The 20,499-nt window shown below is 74.5% G+C and carries 15 protein-coding genes; 11 read left to right on the top strand and 4 right to left on the bottom strand.

The window, feature by feature from the left end:
- The first annotated feature begins 27 nt into the window (after nucleotides 1–27).
- The gene (locus AF335_RS36470; protein ID WP_184742864.1) at nucleotides 28–1,542 is read left to right on the top strand and encodes a rhomboid-like protein; all 1,515 of its coding nucleotides are present in this window, start codon (nucleotides 28–30) and stop codon (nucleotides 1,540–1,542) included.
- Nucleotides 1,543–1,943: 401 nt separating this feature from the next.
- Here AF335_RS36470 and AF335_RS24895 read toward each other — a convergent pair whose 3' ends face one another.
- Nucleotides 1,944–2,810, bottom strand: a complete 867-nt coding sequence (locus tag AF335_RS24895; protein ID WP_102920654.1) for an NAD(P)-dependent oxidoreductase — start codon at nucleotides 2,808–2,810, stop codon at nucleotides 1,944–1,946.
- Nucleotides 2,811–2,948: 138 nt separating this feature from the next.
- Between AF335_RS24895 and AF335_RS24890 the strand changes: the two genes are divergently transcribed.
- Together AF335_RS24890 and lon are read left to right on the top strand one after the other, a co-directional pair.
- On the top strand, nucleotides 2,949–3,920 hold the full coding sequence (locus tag AF335_RS24890) for a GlxA family transcriptional regulator (protein WP_411158109.1): 972 nt from the start codon (nucleotides 2,949–2,951) through the stop codon (nucleotides 3,918–3,920).
- Nucleotides 3,921–4,035: 115 nt separating this feature from the next.
- Nucleotides 4,036–6,438 (top strand): endopeptidase La, encoded by a 2,403-nt coding sequence (gene lon, locus AF335_RS24885; protein ID WP_102920652.1) that lies wholly within the window; start codon nucleotides 4,036–4,038, stop codon nucleotides 6,436–6,438.
- 273 nt (nucleotides 6,439–6,711) lie between these two features.
- Here lon and AF335_RS24880 read toward each other — a convergent pair whose 3' ends face one another.
- Entirely contained in the window at nucleotides 6,712–7,197 is a 486-nt protein-coding gene (locus tag AF335_RS24880) for a MarR family winged helix-turn-helix transcriptional regulator (protein ID WP_102920651.1), read from the bottom strand.
- Nucleotides 7,198–7,325: 128 nt separating this feature from the next.
- Between AF335_RS24880 and AF335_RS24875 the strand changes: the two genes are divergently transcribed.
- From AF335_RS24875 to AF335_RS24860, 4 genes are all read left to right on the top strand, one after another.
- Nucleotides 7,326–8,192 carry an MBL fold metallo-hydrolase gene (locus AF335_RS24875; protein WP_102920650.1) on the top strand — a complete coding sequence of 289 codons (867 nt, stop codon included), beginning with the start codon at nucleotides 7,326–7,328 and terminating at the stop codon, nucleotides 8,190–8,192.
- A gap of 92 nt (nucleotides 8,193–8,284) precedes the next feature.
- The gene (locus tag AF335_RS24870) at nucleotides 8,285–10,582 is read left to right on the top strand and encodes a xanthine dehydrogenase family protein molybdopterin-binding subunit (RefSeq protein ID WP_244927147.1); all 2,298 of its coding nucleotides are present in this window, start codon (nucleotides 8,285–8,287) and stop codon (nucleotides 10,580–10,582) included.
- Nucleotides 10,583–10,599: 17 nt separating this feature from the next.
- Nucleotides 10,600–11,058 carry a (2Fe-2S)-binding protein gene (locus AF335_RS24865; RefSeq protein ID WP_102920649.1) on the top strand — a complete coding sequence of 153 codons (459 nt, stop codon included), beginning with the start codon at nucleotides 10,600–10,602 and terminating at the stop codon, nucleotides 11,056–11,058.
- Between the two features lie 189 nt (nucleotides 11,059–11,247).
- Entirely contained in the window at nucleotides 11,248–14,097 is a 2,850-nt protein-coding gene (locus tag AF335_RS24860) for a M4 family metallopeptidase (RefSeq protein WP_102920648.1), read from the top strand.
- A 101-nt stretch (nucleotides 14,098–14,198) separates the two neighbouring features.
- Here AF335_RS24860 and AF335_RS24855 read toward each other — a convergent pair whose 3' ends face one another.
- Entirely contained in the window at nucleotides 14,199–15,125 is a 927-nt protein-coding gene (locus tag AF335_RS24855) for a lysozyme (protein ID WP_102920647.1), read from the bottom strand.
- Between the two features lie 288 nt (nucleotides 15,126–15,413).
- Between AF335_RS24855 and AF335_RS24850 the strand changes: the two genes are divergently transcribed.
- Nucleotides 15,414–15,845, top strand: coding sequence for a MarR family winged helix-turn-helix transcriptional regulator (locus AF335_RS24850; RefSeq protein WP_184742966.1), 432 nt, complete (start codon nucleotides 15,414–15,416; stop codon nucleotides 15,843–15,845).
- Nucleotides 15,846–15,882: 37 nt separating this feature from the next.
- Here AF335_RS24850 and AF335_RS24845 read toward each other — a convergent pair whose 3' ends face one another.
- On the bottom strand, nucleotides 15,883–16,656 hold the full coding sequence (locus AF335_RS24845; RefSeq protein ID WP_102920645.1) for a protein phosphatase 2C domain-containing protein: 774 nt from the start codon (nucleotides 16,654–16,656) through the stop codon (nucleotides 15,883–15,885).
- A gap of 257 nt (nucleotides 16,657–16,913) precedes the next feature.
- Here AF335_RS24845 and AF335_RS24840 point away from each other — a divergent pair, with 257 nt between their 5' ends.
- Genes AF335_RS24840 through AF335_RS24830 form a run of 3 tightly spaced genes read left to right on the top strand, consistent with a single transcriptional unit; the run spans nucleotide 16,914 to nucleotide 20,433 of the window.
- On the top strand, nucleotides 16,914–19,514 hold the full coding sequence (locus tag AF335_RS24840) for a sensor histidine kinase (protein WP_244927146.1): 2,601 nt from the start codon (nucleotides 16,914–16,916) through the stop codon (nucleotides 19,512–19,514).
- Nucleotides 19,511–20,026, top strand: a complete 516-nt coding sequence (locus tag AF335_RS24835; protein WP_107503494.1) for a roadblock/LC7 domain-containing protein — start codon at nucleotides 19,511–19,513, stop codon at nucleotides 20,024–20,026. The genes AF335_RS24840 and AF335_RS24835 overlap by 4 nt, the downstream gene beginning before the upstream one ends.
- Nucleotides 20,023–20,433 (top strand): DUF742 domain-containing protein, encoded by a 411-nt coding sequence (locus AF335_RS24830; protein ID WP_102920644.1) that lies wholly within the window; start codon nucleotides 20,023–20,025, stop codon nucleotides 20,431–20,433. Before AF335_RS24835 ends, AF335_RS24830 begins: the two co-directional genes overlap by 4 nt.
- Nucleotides 20,434–20,499 lie beyond the last annotated feature (66 nt).

Below are 20,499 nucleotides of genomic sequence, written 5' to 3'. Positions count from 1 at the left end.
GAGAGGGGTCTGGCCGAGGTGAGTGTGGTGGACCCCGCCGACGCGCGGCCCGACGGTGCCGCGGCCGAGGACGGACCCGTGCGCGATGACGTACCGGCGTCCGGCCGGGTCTCCCCGTGCGACGGCTCTCCCACCCGTGACGCCTTCGACGGTTCTCCGTGCCCCGCCGACTCCCGTACGACAGGTGGCCCGGCCGGTCCGGCCGGCGCCCGGGAGCGCGGCGCCGCGGCCGAGGACGGATCCGTGCGCGATGGCGTACCGGCGTCCGGCCGGGTTTCCCCGTGCGACGGCTCTCCCGCCCGTGATGCCTTCGACGGTTCTCCGTGCTCCGCCGACTCCCGTACGACAGGCGGCCCGGCCGGTCCGGCCGGTGCCCGGGAGCGCGGCGCCGCGGCCGAGGACGGACCCGCGCGCGATGACCTACCGGCGTCCGGCCGGGTTCCGCCGCGCGACGGCTCCTCCGCCCCCGGTGCCGCTGACGCCTTCGACGACGCCCCCGCGGCCGGTGCCCCGGAGCCCGCTGGAGTGCCCCGTTCGTGGTGGACGCCCCGGCGTACGGGACGGTGGCCGCGGCCGTGGCGGGTGCTCCCCACGCCCACCGGCACCCCCTTCAGCTTCGTCTACGGTCTGGTCCTCCTCGCCACCGCGCTCTACGGCCACCTCGGCGACGAGGCGACCGTCAACCAGCTGCTGCGCGACTCCAGCACCGACGCCGCGCACCTCGCCGACCAGCCGATCGTCGTCCTCGTCGCGAGCGCCCTGTGGGTCGCGGGCGGGCTGTACTCCGCGTACGGGATCCTCTTCGCCCTCGTCGTCAGCGCCCTGGAACGCCGGGTCGGCGCCGCCCGCACGGCCGGGGTCTTCCTCCTCGGCCATGTGCTGGCGACCCTCGCCACCGAGCTCCCGGTGGCGGGCGCGGTGGCCGCGGGCCGGCTGCCGGAGGCGTCGCTGCACCGCCTCGACTACGGCATCAGCTTCGGCGTGATGGCCGCCACGGGCGCGCTCGCCGTGCTGCTGCCCCGCCCGGCGGGCTGGACGGTCTTCGGCCTGGCCGCCCTGATGTGCGCCCAGGACCTCGTCGAGTTCGCCGACCCCCTCGCCAGCTGGGGTCACCCGATAGCCCTGCTCACCGGCGCGGCCTGCCGCCCGTTCCTCCGCGACGGGCGAGGGCCCGCGGGGGCGGGCGGCGGGTCAGCGCACGGTGCCGTCCCAGGCCCACTCCAGACGCCGGCCGTGCCCGGGCAGCGTGCCCCGGCCGGTGGCCCACAGCAGGGTCCCGGCGGGGGAGTGCCCGGCCGGGGCGTCGGGGAACAGCCGGGCGAGGGCGGGCGCGCACAGCTCGTCGGGCAGCCGCCGGGCGAGGCCGAGGCCGCGCGCGAGGTCGTCGGTGTGCACCAGGATCTCGACCAGCCCCATGGCGGCGAAGCCCGCCGCGTCGGAGTGCCCCCAGGGGTGCCAGGCGCGGTCCCCGGGGTCCGCGCCCCGGACGGTGGCCGCCAGCAGCGCCGCGGCGATGCGGATGCCCTCCAGCCGGGCCGGTAGCGGCGCCTCGGGGTCGAGCGAGGCGAAGAGCGCGATGTAGCGGTCGGTGGGCCGGGCGGTGAGCAGCCCCGCGTAGCCGATGAGACCGAGCGCCAGGTGGTCCAGGGTGGCGTGGCAGGACCAGTCGAGCCCGTGGGCGGGCCGGGTCCAGTCCTCCGCGCGCGGCGCCTCGGCGAGGACGTCGGTGCAGTGCTCGGCGGCCTCCGTGAGCAGCGCGGCCCAGCCGGCGGCGGTGGGAACGGGGGCGCCCGTACGCGCGCCGGGGCGGGTGCCGGCCGGGTGGGCGGCGTCCGTGGGAACGACGCCCGTAGGAACGACGTCCGTGGGAGCGGCGCCTGTAGGAACGACATCCGTAGCGGCGCCGTCCGGGCCGGTACGGACGACATCCGGATAGGTGACGCTCACGCCCGGCCCCCGTTCCGGACCACGTCGATCAGCCGCGCGTAGCTGTCGCCGCCGTGCCCGGCCGCGATCCCCCGCTCGATGAACGCCTTGAACAGCCCCGGCACCTCGATGTCCAGGCCGCGCGCCGCGCTGGCGTGGACGAGGTGCTCGACGGCCCCGAGGTGCACGTCGAGGGTGGCGTCGTCGCCCGGGTACTCCCCGGCGTCGACCTGGGGCGCGTAGGTGCTCATGAAGCCGTTGACGGCCGCCGTCCAGCGGATCGCGACCCGCGTGAACGCCGTCGCCGCGACCCCGTCCGCGCCGGTCAGCGCCACGCCCTGGAGCCAGCCGCCGAGCGTCGCCCACATCATCCCGAGCAGCGCGGTGTCGTAGAGGGACGCGGTGCCCGCGTCGTCGCCGAGGTGGACGGCGTCGCCCAGGCTCCGGAGGGTGTCCTCGTGCGCCGCGAAGGCGGCCGGCGAGCCGCTGTAGAGCAGCATGATCGCCGAGCTGCCGATGCCCGGCGGGGTCGACATGATGGCGCCGTCGAGGTAGCCGACGCCGTGTCCGGCGGCCCAGGCGGCGGTCTCGCGGGCCTGCTCGGGCGAGCCGGAGGTGAGGTTGACGAGGGTGCGGCCGCGCAGCACCTCGGCGCTGTCGGCCAGGACCTCCCGGACCACGTCGTAGGTCGAGAGGCAGACGACGACCAGCGGGCTCGCGGCGACGGCCTCGGCGGCGCCGGCGGCCCGCTCGGCGCCGCGCGCGACCAGGTCGTCGTCCTTGCCCGCCGAGCGGTTCCAGACGGTGGTCGGGTGGCCCGCGGCCAGGAACGCGCCGGCCAGCGCGGTGCCCATGCGGCCCAGTCCGAGAACGGTGACACTCATCGGTGTTTCTCCCCCTGCGGTGCGGAAGCGGTTCGATCGAGAGCCAGCTTCGCGTGGCCGGAAGAGGGCCGACAGTGGCAGGACTGACTACTGCCGAACCATTCCTGCCAATAGTCTGACGGCATGAGCGCCGGAACCGTGGCAGTGGCCGTGATCGACGACGACGTCCCCTTCTGGGACCTGTACGAGCTGGGGGTCGTCACAACGGTCTTCGGCATCCCGCACCGGGACCTGGCGGACCCCTGGTACGACCTGCGGCTGTGCGCGGTGGGCGCGGACCGGGGCCGGGCCGCGTCGGCCCACGGCTTCGGGCTGCGCACCCCCTACGGGCCCGAGGGGCTGCTCGGCGCCGACACCGTGATCGTCCCCTCGGTCCCGGAGGCGTGCGTCGAGGGCGGCCGGGAGCTGCCCCCGGAGCTGATCTCCGTCCTGCGGGAGGCCGCCGCCGGGGGCGCCCGGATGGTGTCCCTGTGCGCCGGGGCCTTCGCGCTCGCCGAGGCGGGCGTCCTCGACGGCCGCCGGGCCACCTGCCACTGGATGCACACCGAGGAGCTGGCCCAGCGGTACCCGGGCGTGCGGGTCGACGACTCCGTGCTCTACGTGGACGACGGCGACGTCCTCACCAGCGCCGGGGTCACGGCCGGGCTGGACCTGTGTCTGCACCTGGTCCGGCACGACCTGGGCGCGCACGTCGCCAACCAGCTGGCCCGCCGCCTGGTCGTCCCCGCGCACCGGCCCGGCGGCCAGGCCCAGTACGTCGACCTGTCCGTCCCGGCCGCCGGGGACGACGGCCTCGCCCCCGTGCTCCAGTGGGCCACCGAGCACCTCGACCGGCCCCTGACCGTCGACGACCTGGCCCGCCGCGCCGGCCTGAGCCCCCGCACCTTCTTCCGCCGCCTGCACGCCGCGACGGGCACGACCCCGCTGAAGTGGCTCCTCAACCAGCGGCTGGCCCGGGCGCAGGCGCTGCTGGAGGCGACGGACCTCTCGATCGAACGGATCGGGGAGCGGAGCGGCCTGGGCACGGGCGCGAACCTGCGGCGGCACTTCGCGCAGCACCTGGGGGTGTCGCCCACGGACTACCGGCGGGCCTTCCCGAACGCGGCGTAGGAGCCACGAGGCCCACAACAGCCCTGATCGCTCAGAGCGAACACGCCCGGGGAACACCCGTAGAGGCAGAAGCATTGAGTCCATGTAGCTCAACTTGCCTGCCGAAGGGGAGATCATGGCTTCCATGTCCACACCGCTCACCCTGCCCGTGCTGCCCCTCGACGACGAGGTCGTGCTGCCCGGCATGGTCGTCCCGCTGGACCTCTCCGACGCCGAGGTGCGGGCCGCGGTGGAGGCCGCCCAGGCCGCCGCCACCGGTGACGACAAGCCGCGGGTGCTGCTTGTTCCCCGGATCGAGGGCGCCTACGTGGGCACCGGCACGCTCGGCCGCGTCGAGCAGGTCGGCCGGCTCTCCGACGGCGACCCCGGCGCGCTCATCCGGGGGCTCGCCCGGGTCCGCATCGGGGCCGGGACGACCGGGCCGGGCGCGGCCCTGTGGGTCGAGGGCGCCCGGATCGAGGAGAGCGTCCCGGACCCGCTGCCCGGCGCGGTCGCCGACCTGGTGAAGGAGTACAAGGCCCTCGCCACCAGCTGGCTGCGCAAGCGCGGCGCCTGGCAGGTCGTGGACCGCGTCCAGCAGATCGACGACGTCGGCCTGCTCGCCGACAACTCCGGCTACTCCCCGTTCCTCAGCCTCGCCCAGCGCGTCGAGCTGCTGGAGACCGCCGACCCCGTGGCGCGGCTGAGGCTCGCCGTCCGCCGGCTCGGCGAGCACCTGACCGAGCAGGACGTCGCCGAGTCCATCGCCAAGGACGTCCAGGAGGGCGTCGACAAGCAGCAGCGCGAGTTCCTGCTCCGCCGCCAGCTGGAGGCCGTCCGTAAGGAGCTCGCCGAGCTCAACGGCGACCCGGACGGCGAGTCCGACGACTACCGGGCCCGCGTCGAGGCCGCCGACCTGCCGGAAAAGGTCCGGGAGGCGGCCCTCAAGGAGGTCGGCAAGCTGGAGCGCGCCTCCGACCAGAGCCCCGAGGGCGGCTGGATCCGCACCTGGCTCGACACCGTCCTGGAGCTCCCCTGGAACAAGCGCACCGAGGACGCGTACGACATCCCCGGCGCCAAGGCCGTCCTCGACGAGGACCACGCGGGCCTTACGGACGTCAAGGAGCGCATCACCGAGTACCTCGCGGTCCGCAAGCGCCGTGCCGACCGGGGCCTCGGCGTCATCGGCGGCCGGCGCGGCGGCGCGGTGCTCGCCCTGGTCGGGCCGCCCGGCGTGGGCAAGACCTCGCTGGGCGAGTCCGTGGCCCGGGCGATGGGGCGCGAGTTCGTACGGGTCGCGCTGGGCGGCGTACGGGACGAGGCCGAGATCCGCGGTCACCGCCGTACGTACGTGGGGGCGCTGCCCGGCCGGATCGTCCGGGCGGTGAAGGAGGCCGGTTCGATGAACCCGGTCGTGCTGCTCGACGAGATCGACAAGGTCGGCTCCGACTTCCGCGGCGACCCCGCGGCGGCCCTCCTGGAGGTCCTGGACCCGGCCCAGAACCACACCTTCCGGGACCACTACCTGGAGGTCGAACTCGACCTGTCCGACGTGGTCTTCCTGGCGACGGCGAACGTCCTGGAGTCCATCCCGGAGGCCCTGCTGGACCGTATGGAGCTGGTCCGCCTGGACGGCTACACCGAGGACGAGAAGGTCGTCATCGCCCGCGACCACCTGCTGCCGAGGCAGCTGGAGCGCGCGGGGCTGGAGAGCGGCGAGGTGGTCCTGGAGGACGAGGCCCTGCGCAAGCTCGCCGGCGAGTACACCCGGGAGGCGGGCGTGCGCACCCTGGAGCGCGCGCTGGCCCGGCTGCTGCGGAAGATCGCGGCCAAGCACGAACTGGGTGAGCGGGAACTGCCGTTCACGGTGGGCGCGGAGCAGCTGCGCGAGCTGATCGGGCGGCCGCACCACACCCCCGAGTCGGCACAGGACCCGGCCGAGCGCCGTACGTCGGTGCCGGGCGTGGCGACGGGCCTCGCCGTGACGGGCGCGGGCGGCGACGTGCTGTTCGTCGAGGCGTCCCTGGCCGACCCGGAGACGGGCGGCGCGGGCCTGACCCTGACGGGCCAGCTGGGCGACGTGATGAAGGAGTCGGCGCGGATCGCCCTGTCCTTCCTCCGCTCCCACGGCGCGGAACTGGAGTTGCCGGTGGGTGACTTCAAGGACCGCGGCGTCCACCTGCACGTACCGGCGGGCGCGGTCCCGAAGGACGGTCCGAGCGCGGGCGTCACGATGACGACGGCGCTGGCGTCCCTGCTGTCGGGCCGCCGGGTCCGGCCGGACGTGGCGATGACGGGCGAGGTCTCGCTGACCGGCCGGGTCCTGCCCGTCGGCGGTGTCAAGCAGAAGCTGCTGGCCGCCCACCGGGCCGGGATCACCACGGTCGTCATCCCCAAGCGCAACGAGTCCGACCTCGACGATGTCCCGGCGGAGGTGCTGGAGAAGCTCGACGTCCACCCGGTCTCGGACGTCCGCCAGGTCCTGGAACTGGCCCTCCAGCCGGCGGAGACGCGGCCGGGGGTGGCCGTGGCGGCGTGACGGCCCGGACACGGCGGTGGAACGGAGCGCTCCCGGCCCGGTCACGGGTGCGGGGGCGCTCCCCTGAGGTGCGTGCGCGCTGTGCGCCTCTTGTGCACCCTTATGGGCACTGGCGCCCCCCGCAGTGATCGTCTGCGGGGGGGGGCGATCGGCGTGCGATAAGGGGAACGGGGCGGGCGGGGAGGGGGGTTCCCTGCCCGCCCGCCCGGCATCCGGCCGGGTGCCGAGCGGGTTCGCGTCGGACGGGCCGCAGGAGCCCGGGCGCGGGGAGCGTCAGCGTGTGACCGCGCGCTGGAGCAGGTCCTGGAGCGCGCCCTGCTCCGCCAGGCTCAGGCCCGCCAGCGGGCCCTCCTCCTTGAGCAGGGTCAGGAGGCGCTCCCGCAGCTCCGTGCCCGCGGGGGTCAGGATCAGCTGCTTCGCGCGGCGGTCCGTCGGGTGCGGGTGGCGCTCCAGCAGGCCCTGGCTCTCCAGCTTGTCGATGACGAACGTGGCGTTCGACGGCTCGCAGGCCATGCGGTCGGCCAGCTCCCGCATGGTCATCGGGCCGGTCAGCTCCCGCAGGGCCGTGGCCTGCGGGGCCGTGAGGTCGAGCCGGGTCGCGCGCTCCCTGACGTGGTCGGCGATCCGCCGGGCCAGGCCCGTCACCAGGCCGCACAGCTGCCGCTCGGCCGTCGCGTGCGCCTCCCGGGCGTCCACCGGGTCCACCCGGGTGCCCGTCGGCCGCCCCTGCGTGTCCGGGTGTGCCTCCGGTGTCGTCATGGGCCCCATCCTAGCCAGCGCATCAAGCCCACATCATTCAAGTCAGCATCATTCTCACTTGAATCATTCAAGCTGGAAGCTTATTGTCGATCCGTCCTCACGACACCAACGGAGACAAGGGCGGGATCATGGACGAGCGACTGCGACGGCCTGCGGGCATCCACACACTTCGGCTCGGCGGCACGAAGCTGACCTACCTGCCCGACGGCGCAGGTCAGCTGACGCCCGGCTGGCTGCCCGACGTCAGCGAGGAGACCTGGGCCGCGCACCCCGAGTACCTCGACGCCACCGGCAACCTCGTCGCCAGCATGGGCGGCCTGCTGGTCGAGCGCGACGGCCGGGCGCTGCTGATCGACGCCGGGCTCGGCCCCCAGGAGATCCCGGCCGAACCCGGCAACGCCCATGGCCGCCTCTACGGCGGCGCGCTGCTGGACAGCCTGGCGAAGGCGGGCCGCGCGCCCGGCGACATCGAGGCCGTGGCCTTCACCCACCTCCACCTTGACCACCTCGGCTGGGCCTGTCTCCCGGTCCCCGGGACCGACCGCCCGGCCTTCCCCGCGGCCGAGTACCTCGTCGCCGAGCCCGAGTGGACCCGGCGCCACCTCGCGGAGGAGCACGGCACGTCGAAGGAGATGCTCGCCGCGCTGGAGCCCCGCGTCCGCACCGTCGCCGACGGGGAGGAGATCTTCCCGGGCGTCCGCGTCATGCTGACGCCGGGTCACACCGCCGGCCACGCCGCCTACGTCATCACCGACGGCGGCCGGCGCCTGATCGCCTTCGGCGACGCCCTGCACTCGCCGATCCAGGTCGACCACCCCGAGTGGTCCGCCGTCGTCGACCACGACCCCGTCCGGTCCGCCGAGTTCCGGCACCGCCTGGTCGAGGAGCTGGCGAGGCCGGACACCACCGGCTTCGGCCTCCACTTCGCCGACGTCGTCTTCGGGCGGGTCGAGCGGGGCGGCGACGGACCGGCCTGGCGCCCCGTCACCTCGTAGTCCGGGCCGCCCCTTGCCCGCCACCGGCCCGATGGCGATGATCTGCTGAGTGTCCGGCGGCCCGCGGCGGGCCGGGCCGGATCGGAGCGCTTGTGACGGAACAGCCGAACCTGGAGGCACGCACGGAACATCCGGCGCGACCGGCACAGGGGACGTGGCAGGGCCGGGCGGATCCCGCCTCCCCGCCGCACCGCACCAGGCGCCGCTTCCTCACCTATCTCGTCGCCGCCCCCACCCTCGCCGTCGGCACCGGCCTCGCCCTGGACGGCGTCCCCCCGGCCGCCGCCGAGGCCGTCGTGCCCACCCTCCCCGCGGCCGCCGACCTCGTCGACCTCGGCGACGTGCTGATCCTCGCCGGGGCCCCCACCGCCCACCTGCTGGTGCTGACCGTCGGCGAGGACGGCACCGTCACCTTCCGGCTGCCCAGGGAAGAGGTCGGGCAGGGCATCACGACGGCGGTCGCGATGCTGGTCGCCGAGGAACTGGACGTACCGCTCGCGAAGGTGCGGGTCCAGCTCGACGACGCCCGGCCCGAGCTGCTCTTCAACCAGTTCACCGGCAGCTCCAACTCCATCCGGTCGCTCTACGACCCCGTCCGGCGCACGGCCGCCGCCGCGCGGGCCCGCCTGGTCCACGCCGCCGCCGGGCGGTGGGGCCTCGAACCCGGCACGCTCAGGACCGAGGACGGGTCCGTCGTGGCGCCGGACGGGCGCACCGCCCCGTACGGCTCCCTCACCGCGGCCGCCGCCTCCCGGCACCTCGCGGCGCTCACCGCCACCCCCAAGCCGGAGTCCGCGCACAGACTCGTCGGCACCCCCACCTCCCGCATCGACGCGCGGGCCATGGTCACCGGGCGCCAGAGGTACACCCTGGACCTCGACGTGCCCGGGGCCAAGCCCTGCATGGTCCGCCGTCCGCCGACCCTGGGCGGCACCGTGCGGTCGGTGAACAACGAGCGGGCCGTACGCGCCATGCCCGGCGTCCTCGACACCGTCGTCGTCCCCACCGGCGTGGCCGTCGTCGCCGAGACCTTCGGCCAGGCCCTGGACGCCAAGAACGCCCTGGACGTGACCTGGGGCCCCGGCACCGTCGACGGCCTCTCCGACGACGGGATCCGCGCCCGGCTGCGGGCCGCGACCTCGCTCCCGCCGATCACCCTGCCGCTCGCCGAACACCTCGACGCGGAGTTCGACTTCGCGTTCGTCAGCCACGCGCCGATGGAGACCAACTCGGCGGTCGCGGACGTACGCCCCGACCGGGCCGAGATCTGGTCGGCGCTCAAGACGCCGATCGTCGCCCAGCAGACCCTCGCGAAGGAACTCGGGCTGCCCGTCGACAAGGTCACCGTCCACGTGGTGCAGGGCGGCGGCTCCTTCGGCCGGCGGCTGTTCTTCGACGCCGCGCTGGAGGCCGCCCAGGTGTCCCGGGCGAGCAAGCGGCCGGTGCGGCTGATGTGGTCCCGGATCGACGACACCCGGCACGGCCGGATGCGGCCCGCCACCCACCACAAGATCCGGGCCACCTACGGGCTGGGACAGGTCCTGGGCTTCGACCACCGGGTGGCCGCCGTCGAGACCGACTTCCGGCACGGCCTCGGCGAGATCCTCACCGCGACCGCCGCCAAGCTGCCGGGCGGCCTCGGCAACGCCGGCTTCGCCCAGACGCTCTTCCACACGACGGTGAAGTCCCCCTACCACTTCGGCGTCACCACCCAGCGGCTCACCGAGGTGCCGCTGCGGATGCCCACGGCCTCCTGGCGGTCGGTGTACTCGGCCAACACCCGTGGCGCGGAGGAGATGCTGATCGACGAACTCGCCGCGAGGATGGGCAAGGACCCGGTGGAGTTCCGGCGGACGTTCCTCAGGAACCGCGCCCAGCGGGCCGTACTCGACAAGGTCGCGGCCGAGGGCGCCTGGGGCCGCCCGATGCCCGCCGGGCACGCGCAGGGCGTCGGCTTCCACGAGGAGTACAAGTCCCGGACGGCCTGCCTCGTCGAGATCGACGCGACCGACCCCCGGCGCCCGCGCGTCACCAAGGCCGTGATCGCCGCCGACGTCGGCCGGGCCGTCAACCCGCGGGGCCTGGAGGCCCAGCTCCTCGGCGGGCTGACCGACGCGATCTCCACCACCCTCACGGCCGGACTCCACATCGACAAGGGGCTGCCGCTGGAGGGCAGTTACTCGCAGTTCCACTACGCGCGGCAGAAGGACACGCCCCCTGACGTGCGGATCTTCGTCATGCCGGCCACGGGCGAGCCGGGCGGCGCCGGCGAACTGGGCGTACCGGCCGCGGTCGGCGCCATCGGCAACGCCTACGCCCGCGCCACCGGAACCCGCCCGCGCCGCTTTCCGGTCAACTTCGACGTCGACTTCACCCCCTTCCCCCGCTAGCGCCAGGAGCCCCGCCCGTGCCCTCCCACTCCTTCACCGTCAACGGCCGTCCCGTCACCGTGGACGCTCCCGACGACCTGCCCCTGCTCTGGGCGCTGCGCGACCTGCTGGGCGTCCGCGGCCCGAAGTACGGCTGCGGCATAGACGTCTGCAAGGCGTGCACCAGCCACCTCGACGGGGAGGCCGTCCGGCCGTGCGTCGTACCGGTCGCGGCGGCCGCCGGCCGCGAGGTCACCACCATCGAGGGGCTGGCCGACGGCGACCGGCTGCACCCGGTCCAGGAGGCGTGGCTCGAACAGGACGTCGCCCAGTGCGGCTACTGCCAGCCCGGCCAGATCATGGCCGCCGTGGCCCTCCTGAAGCGTACGAAGAACCCGACCGACGCCGAACTCGACGCGATCGCCAACGTCTGCCGCTGCGGCACGTACTTCCGCATCCGCGAGGCGATCCGCAGCGCGGCGGAGAAGATGGGCTGACCCGGTCGGGCGCCGGTCGGACACCGGTCGGGCGCCGGACGGGCGGTGCCGCGGCGGTGCGCCGCGGCACCGGGCGGCCGAAAGCCGCCCCTCGCCCCTTACGCCCCGTTGATCTCCCCGGGCCCCCTCGGTTGCATGTCCCCCGACCACAGCACTTTCCGGCGTTCCGGCACTACGGAGGGGGAAACCTTGCGTAAGCCCAGAGCACGTTCAGGAAGACCGGCCGCGAAGAGCGGGATAGCGGGGGCGGCGGCGCTGTTGGGCGCCGCCGCCCTCGTCGTGTCCGCGATGCCCGCACAGGCCGCCGCGCCCGCCCCGGACAAGGCGGAGGTGATCCCCGGGACGGGCACCGCGACCCCCGCCCTGGTGGACGGCATCCGCGAGACGGTGCCGGCGAGCGGCAGCGCGGCCGACGCCGCGCGCGGCCACCTCGCCGAGAAGCAGAGCCGCTACCGCATCGACCGGCCGGCGCGCGACCTCGCGCCCGTGCAGACCCAGAGCACCGGCGCCGCGGAGACCGTGCGGCTCCAGCAGAAGCACCGGGGCGTGGACGTCCTCGGCGGCCAGTACGTCGTCCGGATGGAGCGGAAGGACGGCAAGCGCGTCGTCACCGGCACCTCCGGCAAGTACTTCACCGGCCTGAAGGTCGGCACGACCGCGGAGGTCGGCGAGGAGCTCGCGGTCCGGCGGGCCGTCGCCGCCACCCTCCGCGACCTCGGCGGCCACCGCCTCGACAGGACCGACGTCACCGCCTCGGAGGGGGCCCGGACCAAGGCGGCGCAGGCGCTGACCGGCACCGCGCGCGGCCTGGTCGTGCTGCCCAAGGGCGCCGGCGTCCTCACCCACCACGTGACCGTCCGCGGCACCGACCCGGCCACCGGCCGGCCCGTGCTGCGCGAGGTCTACATCGACGCGAAGGCCGGCTTCCCGGTCCTCCAGTACAGCGGCATCAAGACCTTCGGTAAAGAAAGAGTCACCGACGGCACCCGCGAGAAGGCCGCCTCGAAGGCCGCGGCCGGGGCCGCGAGGTCCGCCGCCGCCGACGGCGGGGTGAGCCCCGGCGTCCTCGGCTCGGGCGTCAAGTACGACGGCACCACCGTCGAGCTCGGCCTGTACAAGGACACCGCCCGCAACGAGTACGTCATGACCGACCACGCCCGGATGTGGGACACCAGCAAGAACCTCATCACCACCTGGGACGCGCGCGGCAAGGACGTCGGCGAGGTCTCCGGCCGCTGGCCCGGCGGCATCAAGGAGTTCGGCTCGCCCGGCCCGCAGTTCGGCAAGGAGGCCACCGAGGCCGGCGCGGTCGACGCGCACTGGGCCGCGGGCAAGGTCTACGACTACTACAAGAAGGTCCATGGCCGGAACAGCCTCGACGGCCGGGGCATGACCATCAACTCGCTGGTCGGCGTGACGGAGTTCGGCGACGCGTACGTCAACGCCTTCTGGGACGGCACCAAGATGGTGTACGGCGGCGGCGACAGCGAGTACAAGACGCTCTCCGCCGACCTCGACGTCGTCGGCCACGAGATGACCCACGGGGTCGTCGAGAACACCGCCAACCTCGTCTACGCCGGCCAGTCCGGCGCCCTGAACGAGGCGCTCGCCGACTACTTCGGCAACGCCATCGACGTGGACGCCGCCGGCCTCGCCATGGACGACCCGAACGCGGGCCTCCTCGGTGAGAACCTGTGCCGCACCAAGGGCCCGCGCGAGTGCGCCTTCCGCGACCTCAACGACGGCGCGACGACCTCCAAGAACTTCCTGGGGGTGGGCTTCGGCCAGGACAACGGCGGGGTGCACCTCAACTCCACGATCTTCTCGGGCGCTCTGTGGGACATCCGCGAGGACCTCGGCCGCACCCTCGCCGACAAGATCGCCTACAAGGCGCTGACGGAGTACATGACGCCGCTCGACGGCTTCACCGAGGGCCGTAACGCCGTCCTCGCGGCCGCCAAGGCGCTCAAGGTCTCCGGCAAGGACCTGAACGTCGTCAAGCGCTCCTTCAACGCCCACGGCATCGTGCCCGACTGGGAGCAGGCGCTCGGCGTCGACACCGACCTGCTGCTGCCCCGGCTCAACACCGCGGGCGCGGGCCTCGGCGCCGGCGGCGGCTGGTACGCGACGTCCAAGTCCAACGACGACGGCTCCGAGGCGTACTCGGTGTGGGCCGGCCGGACCGACGGCGAGGGCGCGCCCAAGCTGATCAGCCCCAACGACGGGCGCTTCCACGTCTACCCGGCCACCGACGGCAAGACGGTGGTCTGGGCGGCGTACGGCCGGACCGGCGTCGACGTCCTGTCCCGGCCGCTCTCGGGCGGCCTGGCCAAGAAGCTGTACAGCACCCCCAACGGCGTCAGCGGTCTGCGGATCGAGGGCGACGTCGTCGTCCTGGAGTCGATGGACGACTTCGGCGGCCGGCACGTCGGTTACCTCCGTACCGGCGACAAGGAGCCGACCTGGGTCGACGAGGGCCGCTACGAGCTGGGCACCGCCCTCCCGTCGCTGAGCGGCGGCCGTATCGCCTACGCGAAGCTCTACCCGCAGGGCGACGCCTACCGGATCGGCACCGAGGTGCTGGACCTCAAGACCGGTAAGAAGACCCTGATGGGCCAGACCGGCAACCCGGAGTCCATCGGCCAGACGGGCATCAACGGCACCCATGTCTTCTGGCTCGCGGACGAGGTCAAGGACGAGGGCCAGCTGGCCGTGCGCCGGGCGAACCTCGACGGCACCGGGGTGAAGGACCTCAGCGCCGAGAAGGGCGCGGACGCCCTCTTCCCCTTCGACCTCACGGCCTCCGAGAACGCGGTGACCGTCACCTCCGCGCTGCCGGACACGCGGTACCGCAACGAGTCGATGCCCAAGCTGTGGCAGTTCGCCGCCGACGGCTCGGGCAAGGGCCGGGTCTCCTGCAACCGGGGTGAGCAGTCCTCGGCCGCGGCGGCCGGCGGCAAGCAGGTGGTGTGGATCGACGGCACCACCGGCTACACCGACCTGGTGACCCGCACCCGCCCGGCGGGCAACTGCGGCTAGGCGCGTCCCCGGACGAAGAACCGGGCCCCCGGCGCCGATAGGCCGGGGGCCCGGCGTCCTGCCGGGCGGACAGGAAAGGCGGCTACGGGCCGGAGCCCGCGTCAGCCGTTGGCGAGTGCCTGGAGCCTGCTGTACGTGCCGTTGAAGCGGTTGTGGTCACCGACCACCGGGCCGGTGTCCGTGTACTGCCAGATGGTGTGGAACCCCCAGCCGGCCGGGAGCTCCCCCGCGGAGGCCCCGTACCGGGGGATCCAGAGCGGGTTCACGGCACCGAAGCCCGCGTAGTCGCCGGTGCACTGCTTCCACCAGGTGGTCGAGGTGTAGAGCACCGCGTCCCGTCCGGTGCGGGCCCGGTAGGTGGTGAAGAAGTCCTTGGCCCAGCCGACCAGTTGGCTCGCGCTCATGCCGTAGCAGTCCGCCCCGTCGGGGTTCCACTCCAGGTCGAGCACGCCCGGCAGCGTCTTGCCGTCACGGGACCAGCCCCCGCCGTGCGAGGCGAAGAAGTCGGCCTGCGCGGCGCCGCTGGAACTGGCGGGCTGTGCGAAGTGGTACGCGCCGCGGATCATGCCGACGTTGTACGAGCCGTTGTACTGCTGGGCGAAGTAGGGATTGGTGTAGCTGGTGCCCTCGGTGGCCTTGGAGTAGGCGAAGCGGACCCCGCTGTCCCAGAGGGTGGACCAGGCGACGTTGCCGTTGTGGCTGCTCACGTCCACGCCCTCGACGGCGGCGAGGGGCGGGATCGGGCCGGGTCCGTCCGGGGCGGCCGGCTTCTCGTGGGACCGGAGCGTGGAACCCAGCCAGTGCCGCTCGGGGTGGGTGGGCGGCTTGCCGCGCGCGGTGTCCGGGGTGGCGGCGCCGGCGGGTCCGGGGAGGACGACCAGCAGGGCCAGCGAGGCGAGGAACGCGAGGAGGGAGAGAACGGAACGGACGGGGCGTAAGGAGCGGGCGGGCCGGACGGCCGATAGCGGCCGGGCACCGCGGAACGTGTCGTGGGTGCGTCGGGCCTGGTCTGGTCTGAGCTCGGGCATGGGATGCCTCCGGGCAGCTCGTACGACGGTGGAAGGACGCCGAATCGGAAATGACGTCATTGGTGTGACCATGTCATACCCAAAATTATGAGTGCGGACGCGCCAGGCATAGAGGGACGCGGTGCCGCCGTTGGTCTATTCCTGCGAAATACTGACGTAGCTGCGGTGACGAGCCGTGGCTGGATGAAACTTTCACCAGCCGGAAAGAGCCGGAGAGGGCCCGACGTGCACCAGACGACAGAGCCGCCCGCCGAGGAGGGCGGACCGCGCGCCGAGGACGGCAGTGGTATGGACCAGGCATACCTCTCGCTGGAACGGGAGCTGGCCGTCTTCCTGCGCCGCGCCCGCGCCTCCTCCGGCGAGATGGCCCGCGCCGTCCACCCCGAGCTGGAACCCGCGGCCTACGGCCTGCTGGTCCGCCTGGAGGACGCCGGGCAGCAGCGCGCCACCGACCTCGCCGGCTACTTCGGCGTCGGCAAGGCCACGATGAGCCGCCAGCTGCGCGCCCTGTGCGACCTCGGGCTCGTCGCCCGCGAACCCGACCCGGCCGACGGCCGCGCCTCCCTGGTGCGGATCACCGAGGAGGGTCGCGCCCGCTTCACCCGCGTCCGCGACGCCCGCCGGGAGCAGTACGTGCGCAAGCTCGCCGACTGGGATCGCGGCGAGGTCGCGGAGCTCGCCCGCCTGCTGCGCCAGCTGAACGTGAGCGCCGAGGGCTGACCCGGGCGCGGGGCCGGGCGGGGGCGCGTTCCGGCGGTCAGAGCTCCGCGTAGAGCGCCGTCGCGTCGTCGTGCGGCTTGCCGCGGCGGTGCGCGCGCCCCTCCGGGTCCGCGCGCTCCGCCTCCCGGACCCGGTCGATCAGGGCCTGCGGCCCCTCCTTCGCCAGCACGCCGAAGCAGGCCGCCCAGTCGCCCTCGCGGAAGACCTCCACCCAGCGGCCCGCGCCGTCCGTGACCGCGGCGAGGGCCCTGACCTCCGCGCGGGCCCGTACGCCCGTCACGGCGCGGGCGGCGACGGCCGGGTCCGCGGCGGCCGTGAAGAAACCGCCCTCGGCGTTGCGCTGCGCGTCCGTGACCGGGCCCAGCGCGGCGAGCCGGTCGATCCGGTCGTCCAGGACGGGCGTGACCGTGCCGTCCGGGGCCGCCACCAGCAGGGCGGAGTCGGAGAGCACCAGGTGCTCCACCCGCTCCGCGTCCCAGCGCGCCACGACCACCGTGGCCTGCGGGGTGCGCCGGTGCGTGAGGTCGCAGCCGTCGCGATGGGCGCCCGCCGTGCGGGAGACGGCCTCGGCGAGGCAGCCGGCGAGCGTCATGTCCCGGCGGGAACCCGCGAGTTCGAGCAGCGCGCCGCCCAGCCGGGCGGTGAACCAGGGCACGCCGTGCGCACAGCCGGTGTCGCCGTCGGGCGGCGGGGTCACCCCGTCCAGCAGGACCAGCGCCCCACCGTTACCCGAGGCCGGCAGGGCCACGGACACGAAGTCCTCGTTCGGGTGGTGCGGTTCCCCCGGGTGGGTGGCGAGTTCGATGCGCATGAGGTCAGTGTGCCGGATGTCGGAAATCTACGACTGCGGGCGCGCATCCTGTCGGCCGCCGAAGCGTTCTTGAAGTGACGTACCGCCCTTGCTCGTCGGCGGTGGTCATGTGACCCCCTGACATATGTCGATGGTCAATTTCAAATTGATATTCACTCCTTCGAGTGGCCGGGCGGTTGATGGGCGCCTGCCCCTCAGAGGTGCTGAAAGGGTCAAATCAGTACCAGGGGTGGGACGAGAGAAGATTGAGAGCACCGGTGCGGAAGAAGCGGCTTCGGGGCGGCGAGCGTGAACAGCGGTCCACGGCGGTGCGGGAGCGCACCGCCCGGGTGCGTAACCGGCTGACCGCCTCCGTCGCGGTCACCGCCCTCGCCGTCCTCGGGGCGAGCGCCCTCGGCGTCGTCGACGCGGCCCGTGAACTCGACCAGGCCCGGAGGCTCGTCACCCGGGCCGAGGACACCGGCCCCGCGCTCGCCCTCGCGCACTCCCTCGCGGACGAACGCGACGCCATGACCCAGTACGTGGCGGCGGGCCGCGCCGACACCGCTCCGGCCGGCGTCTCCGAGGACCAACGCGCCCTCGTCGACCGGCAGATCGAGGATTACCTCCCCGCCGCCCCCGCCTCCGTGCGCAGGCTGCTCGACGGCCTCCCCGCCACCCGTGAACAGGCGCTCACCGGCGGCGGCGACGCCCTCGCCGTCCATACCGCCTACACCACCACCGTCCAGGCCCTGCACCGCGCGGGCGACGCCGCCGGCACCGGCGGCCCCGCGGCCCTGCTGCCCCTGGGCCGCGCCGTCGAGGAGGCGTCGGCCACCCGCGCCCTGCTCCTCGCCGCCCTCACGGCGAAGCCCGCCCAGAGCGGGGACGCGCAGCCGGGACAGCGGGCGGCCTTCGCCGCGGCCGCCCGGCGCACCGCCCAGCGCGAGCAGGACGCCGTCGCCGACTTCCGCAGGCTCGCCGGGGCCGGCGCCCGTGACACCTACGACCGTACGGTCAGCGGCGCCGAGGTCACCGTCGCCGAGGGCCAGCTCACCCGCCTCCTGGGGGACTCCGCGCCGGAGGGCCCCGCCGACCCCGTCCGCACCGCCCTCACCGTCCGCCTCGACCGGATGCGCGGCGTCGAATCCGTCCTCGCCGCCGGTGAACTGGAGCGCGTCCAACGGCTGCGCGGCGGCGCCCTGACCGACCTGGAGCTGCGCGCCGCCGCCGCGGCCCTCTGCCTGCTGACCGCCCTCGTCGCCGGCGTCCGCGCCGGCCGCTCCGTCACCCGGCCGCTCGACGTCCTGCGCCTCGGCGCCCGCCGCGTCTGCGCCGACCCCGCCGCCGAGCGGCCCATCGCCTTCAAGGGCCGCGATGACGAATTCGCCGAGACCGTGCGCTCCGTGAACGTCCTCCGCGAGACCGCCCACCGGATGCAGGAACGCATCGCCGTCCTGGAGGGCGAGCGCACCCGGCTCGTCGCCTCCCGGCGGACCCTCGCCGAGGAGCGCGAGGCCCTGCGCGCCCAGCACCAGGAGCTCACCGACCGGCTCTCCGAGCAGCTCGCCGAACCGCCCGCGGGCCCCGCCCGGGAGCGCGCGCAGGGCCTGCACGTCGGCCTGTCGCTGCGCACCCTCCGGCTGGTCGAGCGGCAGCTGGCCGTCATCGAGGGCATGGAGGCCCACGAGACCGACCCCGAGCGCCTGGAGACCCTCTTCACGCTCGACCACCTCGCCACCCGCATGCGCCGCAACAGCGAGAACGTCCTCGCCCTCGCCGGCGCCGAGAGCGGCACCGGCCGGACCGCGCCCGTCCCCCTGCTCGACGTCCTGCGGGCCGCCGCCGGTGAGATCGAGCGGTATCAGCGGGTGCGGATCCAGTCCCTGCCGCCGCACGCCCGCCTCGCCGGCTTCGCCTCCGAGGACATCAGCCACCTCATGGCCGAACTGCTGGAGAACGCCACGGAGTTCTCCCCGTCCGAGGCCCATGTGCAGCTCTCCGGCTGGCTCCTGGAGAACGGCGAGGTCGTGCTCTCCGTCCAGGACGAGGGCATCGGCATCACCGCCGGCCGGCTCGCCGAACTCAACGCCCTGCTCGCCGACCCGGCCCCGGAACCCCCGGCCGCCGACCCGGCCGGCCGTACGGGCCACCCGGATCCGCACGGCGAGCGCCGCGACGGCGAACAGCGCCAGGGCCTCGGGCTGTACGTGGTGGCCCGGCTCGCGGGCCGGCACGGCGTCCATGTCCAGCTGCGGGAGCAGATGACCGGTGGCACGGCGGCGGTCGTCGTCCTCCCGCTGCCGATCCTGGCCGAGAGCTCGCCGACGGTCACCGGCCTCGCCGACGTCCCGCCCGTGCCGGGCGCCGCGGCGACCCCGAGGGTCCACCTCCCCGGCACCCTCGCCGAGGCCAACTCCCACGCCCTGCCCGGCCGCCCGCAGCGTGCCGTCACCGGACAGGGCACCGCACACATCGCCGGGCAGGTGGCCGGGGCCCCCGCGCCCGTACCGCTGCCCGCGCCCGTCCACCCCGCCGATCCGCCGGCCCTGCCCCCGGGCAGCCCGATACGGGTCACCGGCCTGCCCGTCGCACCGGCCGTCGTCACCGGCCGGCACGCCCGTCTGCCGGCCCCCGCCGACCCTTCCGTCGGCAACGGCCTGCCCAAGCGCACGCCCAAGGCCGTCCCGCAGCAGCCCGCGCCCCCGCCCGCGCGCGGCAGCGTCGACGCGGAGGCGCTGCGGCGCAAGCTGTCCGGCTTCCAGCGGGGCGCGACCGCCGGGCGGCGGGACGCCGAGGCGGAGTGGGCCGGGCGCACCACCGATCGGAACGCAGCGGGGTCGCCCGCCGGCGACACTGTCGAGGAGGCACGCGGTTGACCGCGATTTCCCGGGGGGCGACCCCCGTCACCCCAGTCGGCCCCATCGCCTTCGGGCTGAGCCACGAGGCCCGCAATCTGCACTGGCTGCTGGCCGGCCTGGTGGAGGAGGTGCCCGGCGTCCGGTCGGTCGCCGTGGTCTCCTCCGATGGCCTGCTGCTGCTCTCCTCCGACCCGGACCGGCCGGCCTACCCCGGCACGGGCCGGCCGGAGGGGCCGCGCGGCTCCACCGGGGACCTCGCCACGATCGTGGCCGGCCTGGGCAGCCTCACCACGGGCGCCGCCTGTCTGATGGACGGCGGCGCCGTCAAGCAGACCATGGTCGCGATGGACGAGGGCAGCCTCTTCGTGATGACCATCAGCGACGGCTCGCTGCTGGGCGTGCACACCCTGCCCGACTGCGACATGAGCGCCGTCGCGTACCACATGGCGCTCTTCGTGGGCCGGGCCGGACACGTCCTCACCCCCGCCCTGCGCAGGGAACTGCGCCAGTCGGTGGAGGCGGTCGAATGAGCCGTGCCACCGCGCTCCGCCGCAGCCCGGCCCGGGTCCGCCCGTACTCCCTCACCGGCGGCCCGCCGCACCGGTGCCGCCCGCTGCTCGTCGAGACCTTCGTCGCGGCCAGCGACGACCCCGACGCCCCCGCCGACTACCGCGCCGGGGCCCCGGCCGGGCCGCCCGGCGGCGGCCCCTGCCCGCGCGGGGTGCCCGAGGCGCGCGCCGTGGTGGAGCTGTGCCGGCGGCTGCGCACGGTCGCGGAGATCGCCGCGCTGCTGAGGATGCCGCTGGGCGTGGTGCGGGTGCTGCTGCTCGAACTGGCCGACGAGGGCAGGATCCGCGTCTTCGACAGCGAACACGGCACCGGCCGGCCCGACCGGGCGCTGCTGGAAAGGGTGCGGGGTGGACTTCACCGACTCTGACCCCGGGGACGTCAGGAGCGGGACGGAGACCCCGGCGGGCGGGTGCGCCCGGGGCGCCGGTGACGC

Source organism: Streptomyces eurocidicus (genome assembly GCF_002891295.1).
Taxonomy (GTDB): domain Bacteria; phylum Actinomycetota; class Actinomycetes; order Streptomycetales; family Streptomycetaceae; genus Streptomyces; species Streptomyces eurocidicus.
The sequence above is the reverse complement of the archived record's forward strand: the minus strand, read 5'-3'. Positions and strand labels throughout refer to the sequence as shown.

Coding starts and splice junctions, on each gene's coding strand:
- AF335_RS24895 (WP_102920654.1), bottom strand. CDS start 2,810: ATGAGTGTCACCGTTCTCGGACTGGGCCGCATGGGCACCGCGCTGGCC.
- lon (WP_102920652.1), top strand. CDS start 4,036: ATGGCTTCCATGTCCACACCGCTCACCCTGCCCGTGCTGCCCCTCGAC.
- AF335_RS24880 (WP_102920651.1), bottom strand. CDS start 7,197: ATGACGACACCGGAGGCACACCCGGACACGCAGGGGCGGCCGACGGGC.
- AF335_RS24875 (WP_102920650.1), top strand. CDS start 7,326: ATGGACGAGCGACTGCGACGGCCTGCGGGCATCCACACACTTCGGCTC.
- AF335_RS24855 (WP_102920647.1), bottom strand. CDS start 15,125: ATGCCCGAGCTCAGACCAGACCAGGCCCGACGCACCCACGACACGTTC.
- AF335_RS24850 (WP_184742966.1), top strand. CDS start 15,414: ATGGACCAGGCATACCTCTCGCTGGAACGGGAGCTGGCCGTCTTCCTG.
- AF335_RS24845 (WP_102920645.1), bottom strand. CDS start 16,656: ATGCGCATCGAACTCGCCACCCACCCGGGGGAACCGCACCACCCGAAC.
- AF335_RS24830 (WP_102920644.1), top strand. CDS start 20,023: ATGAGCCGTGCCACCGCGCTCCGCCGCAGCCCGGCCCGGGTCCGCCCG.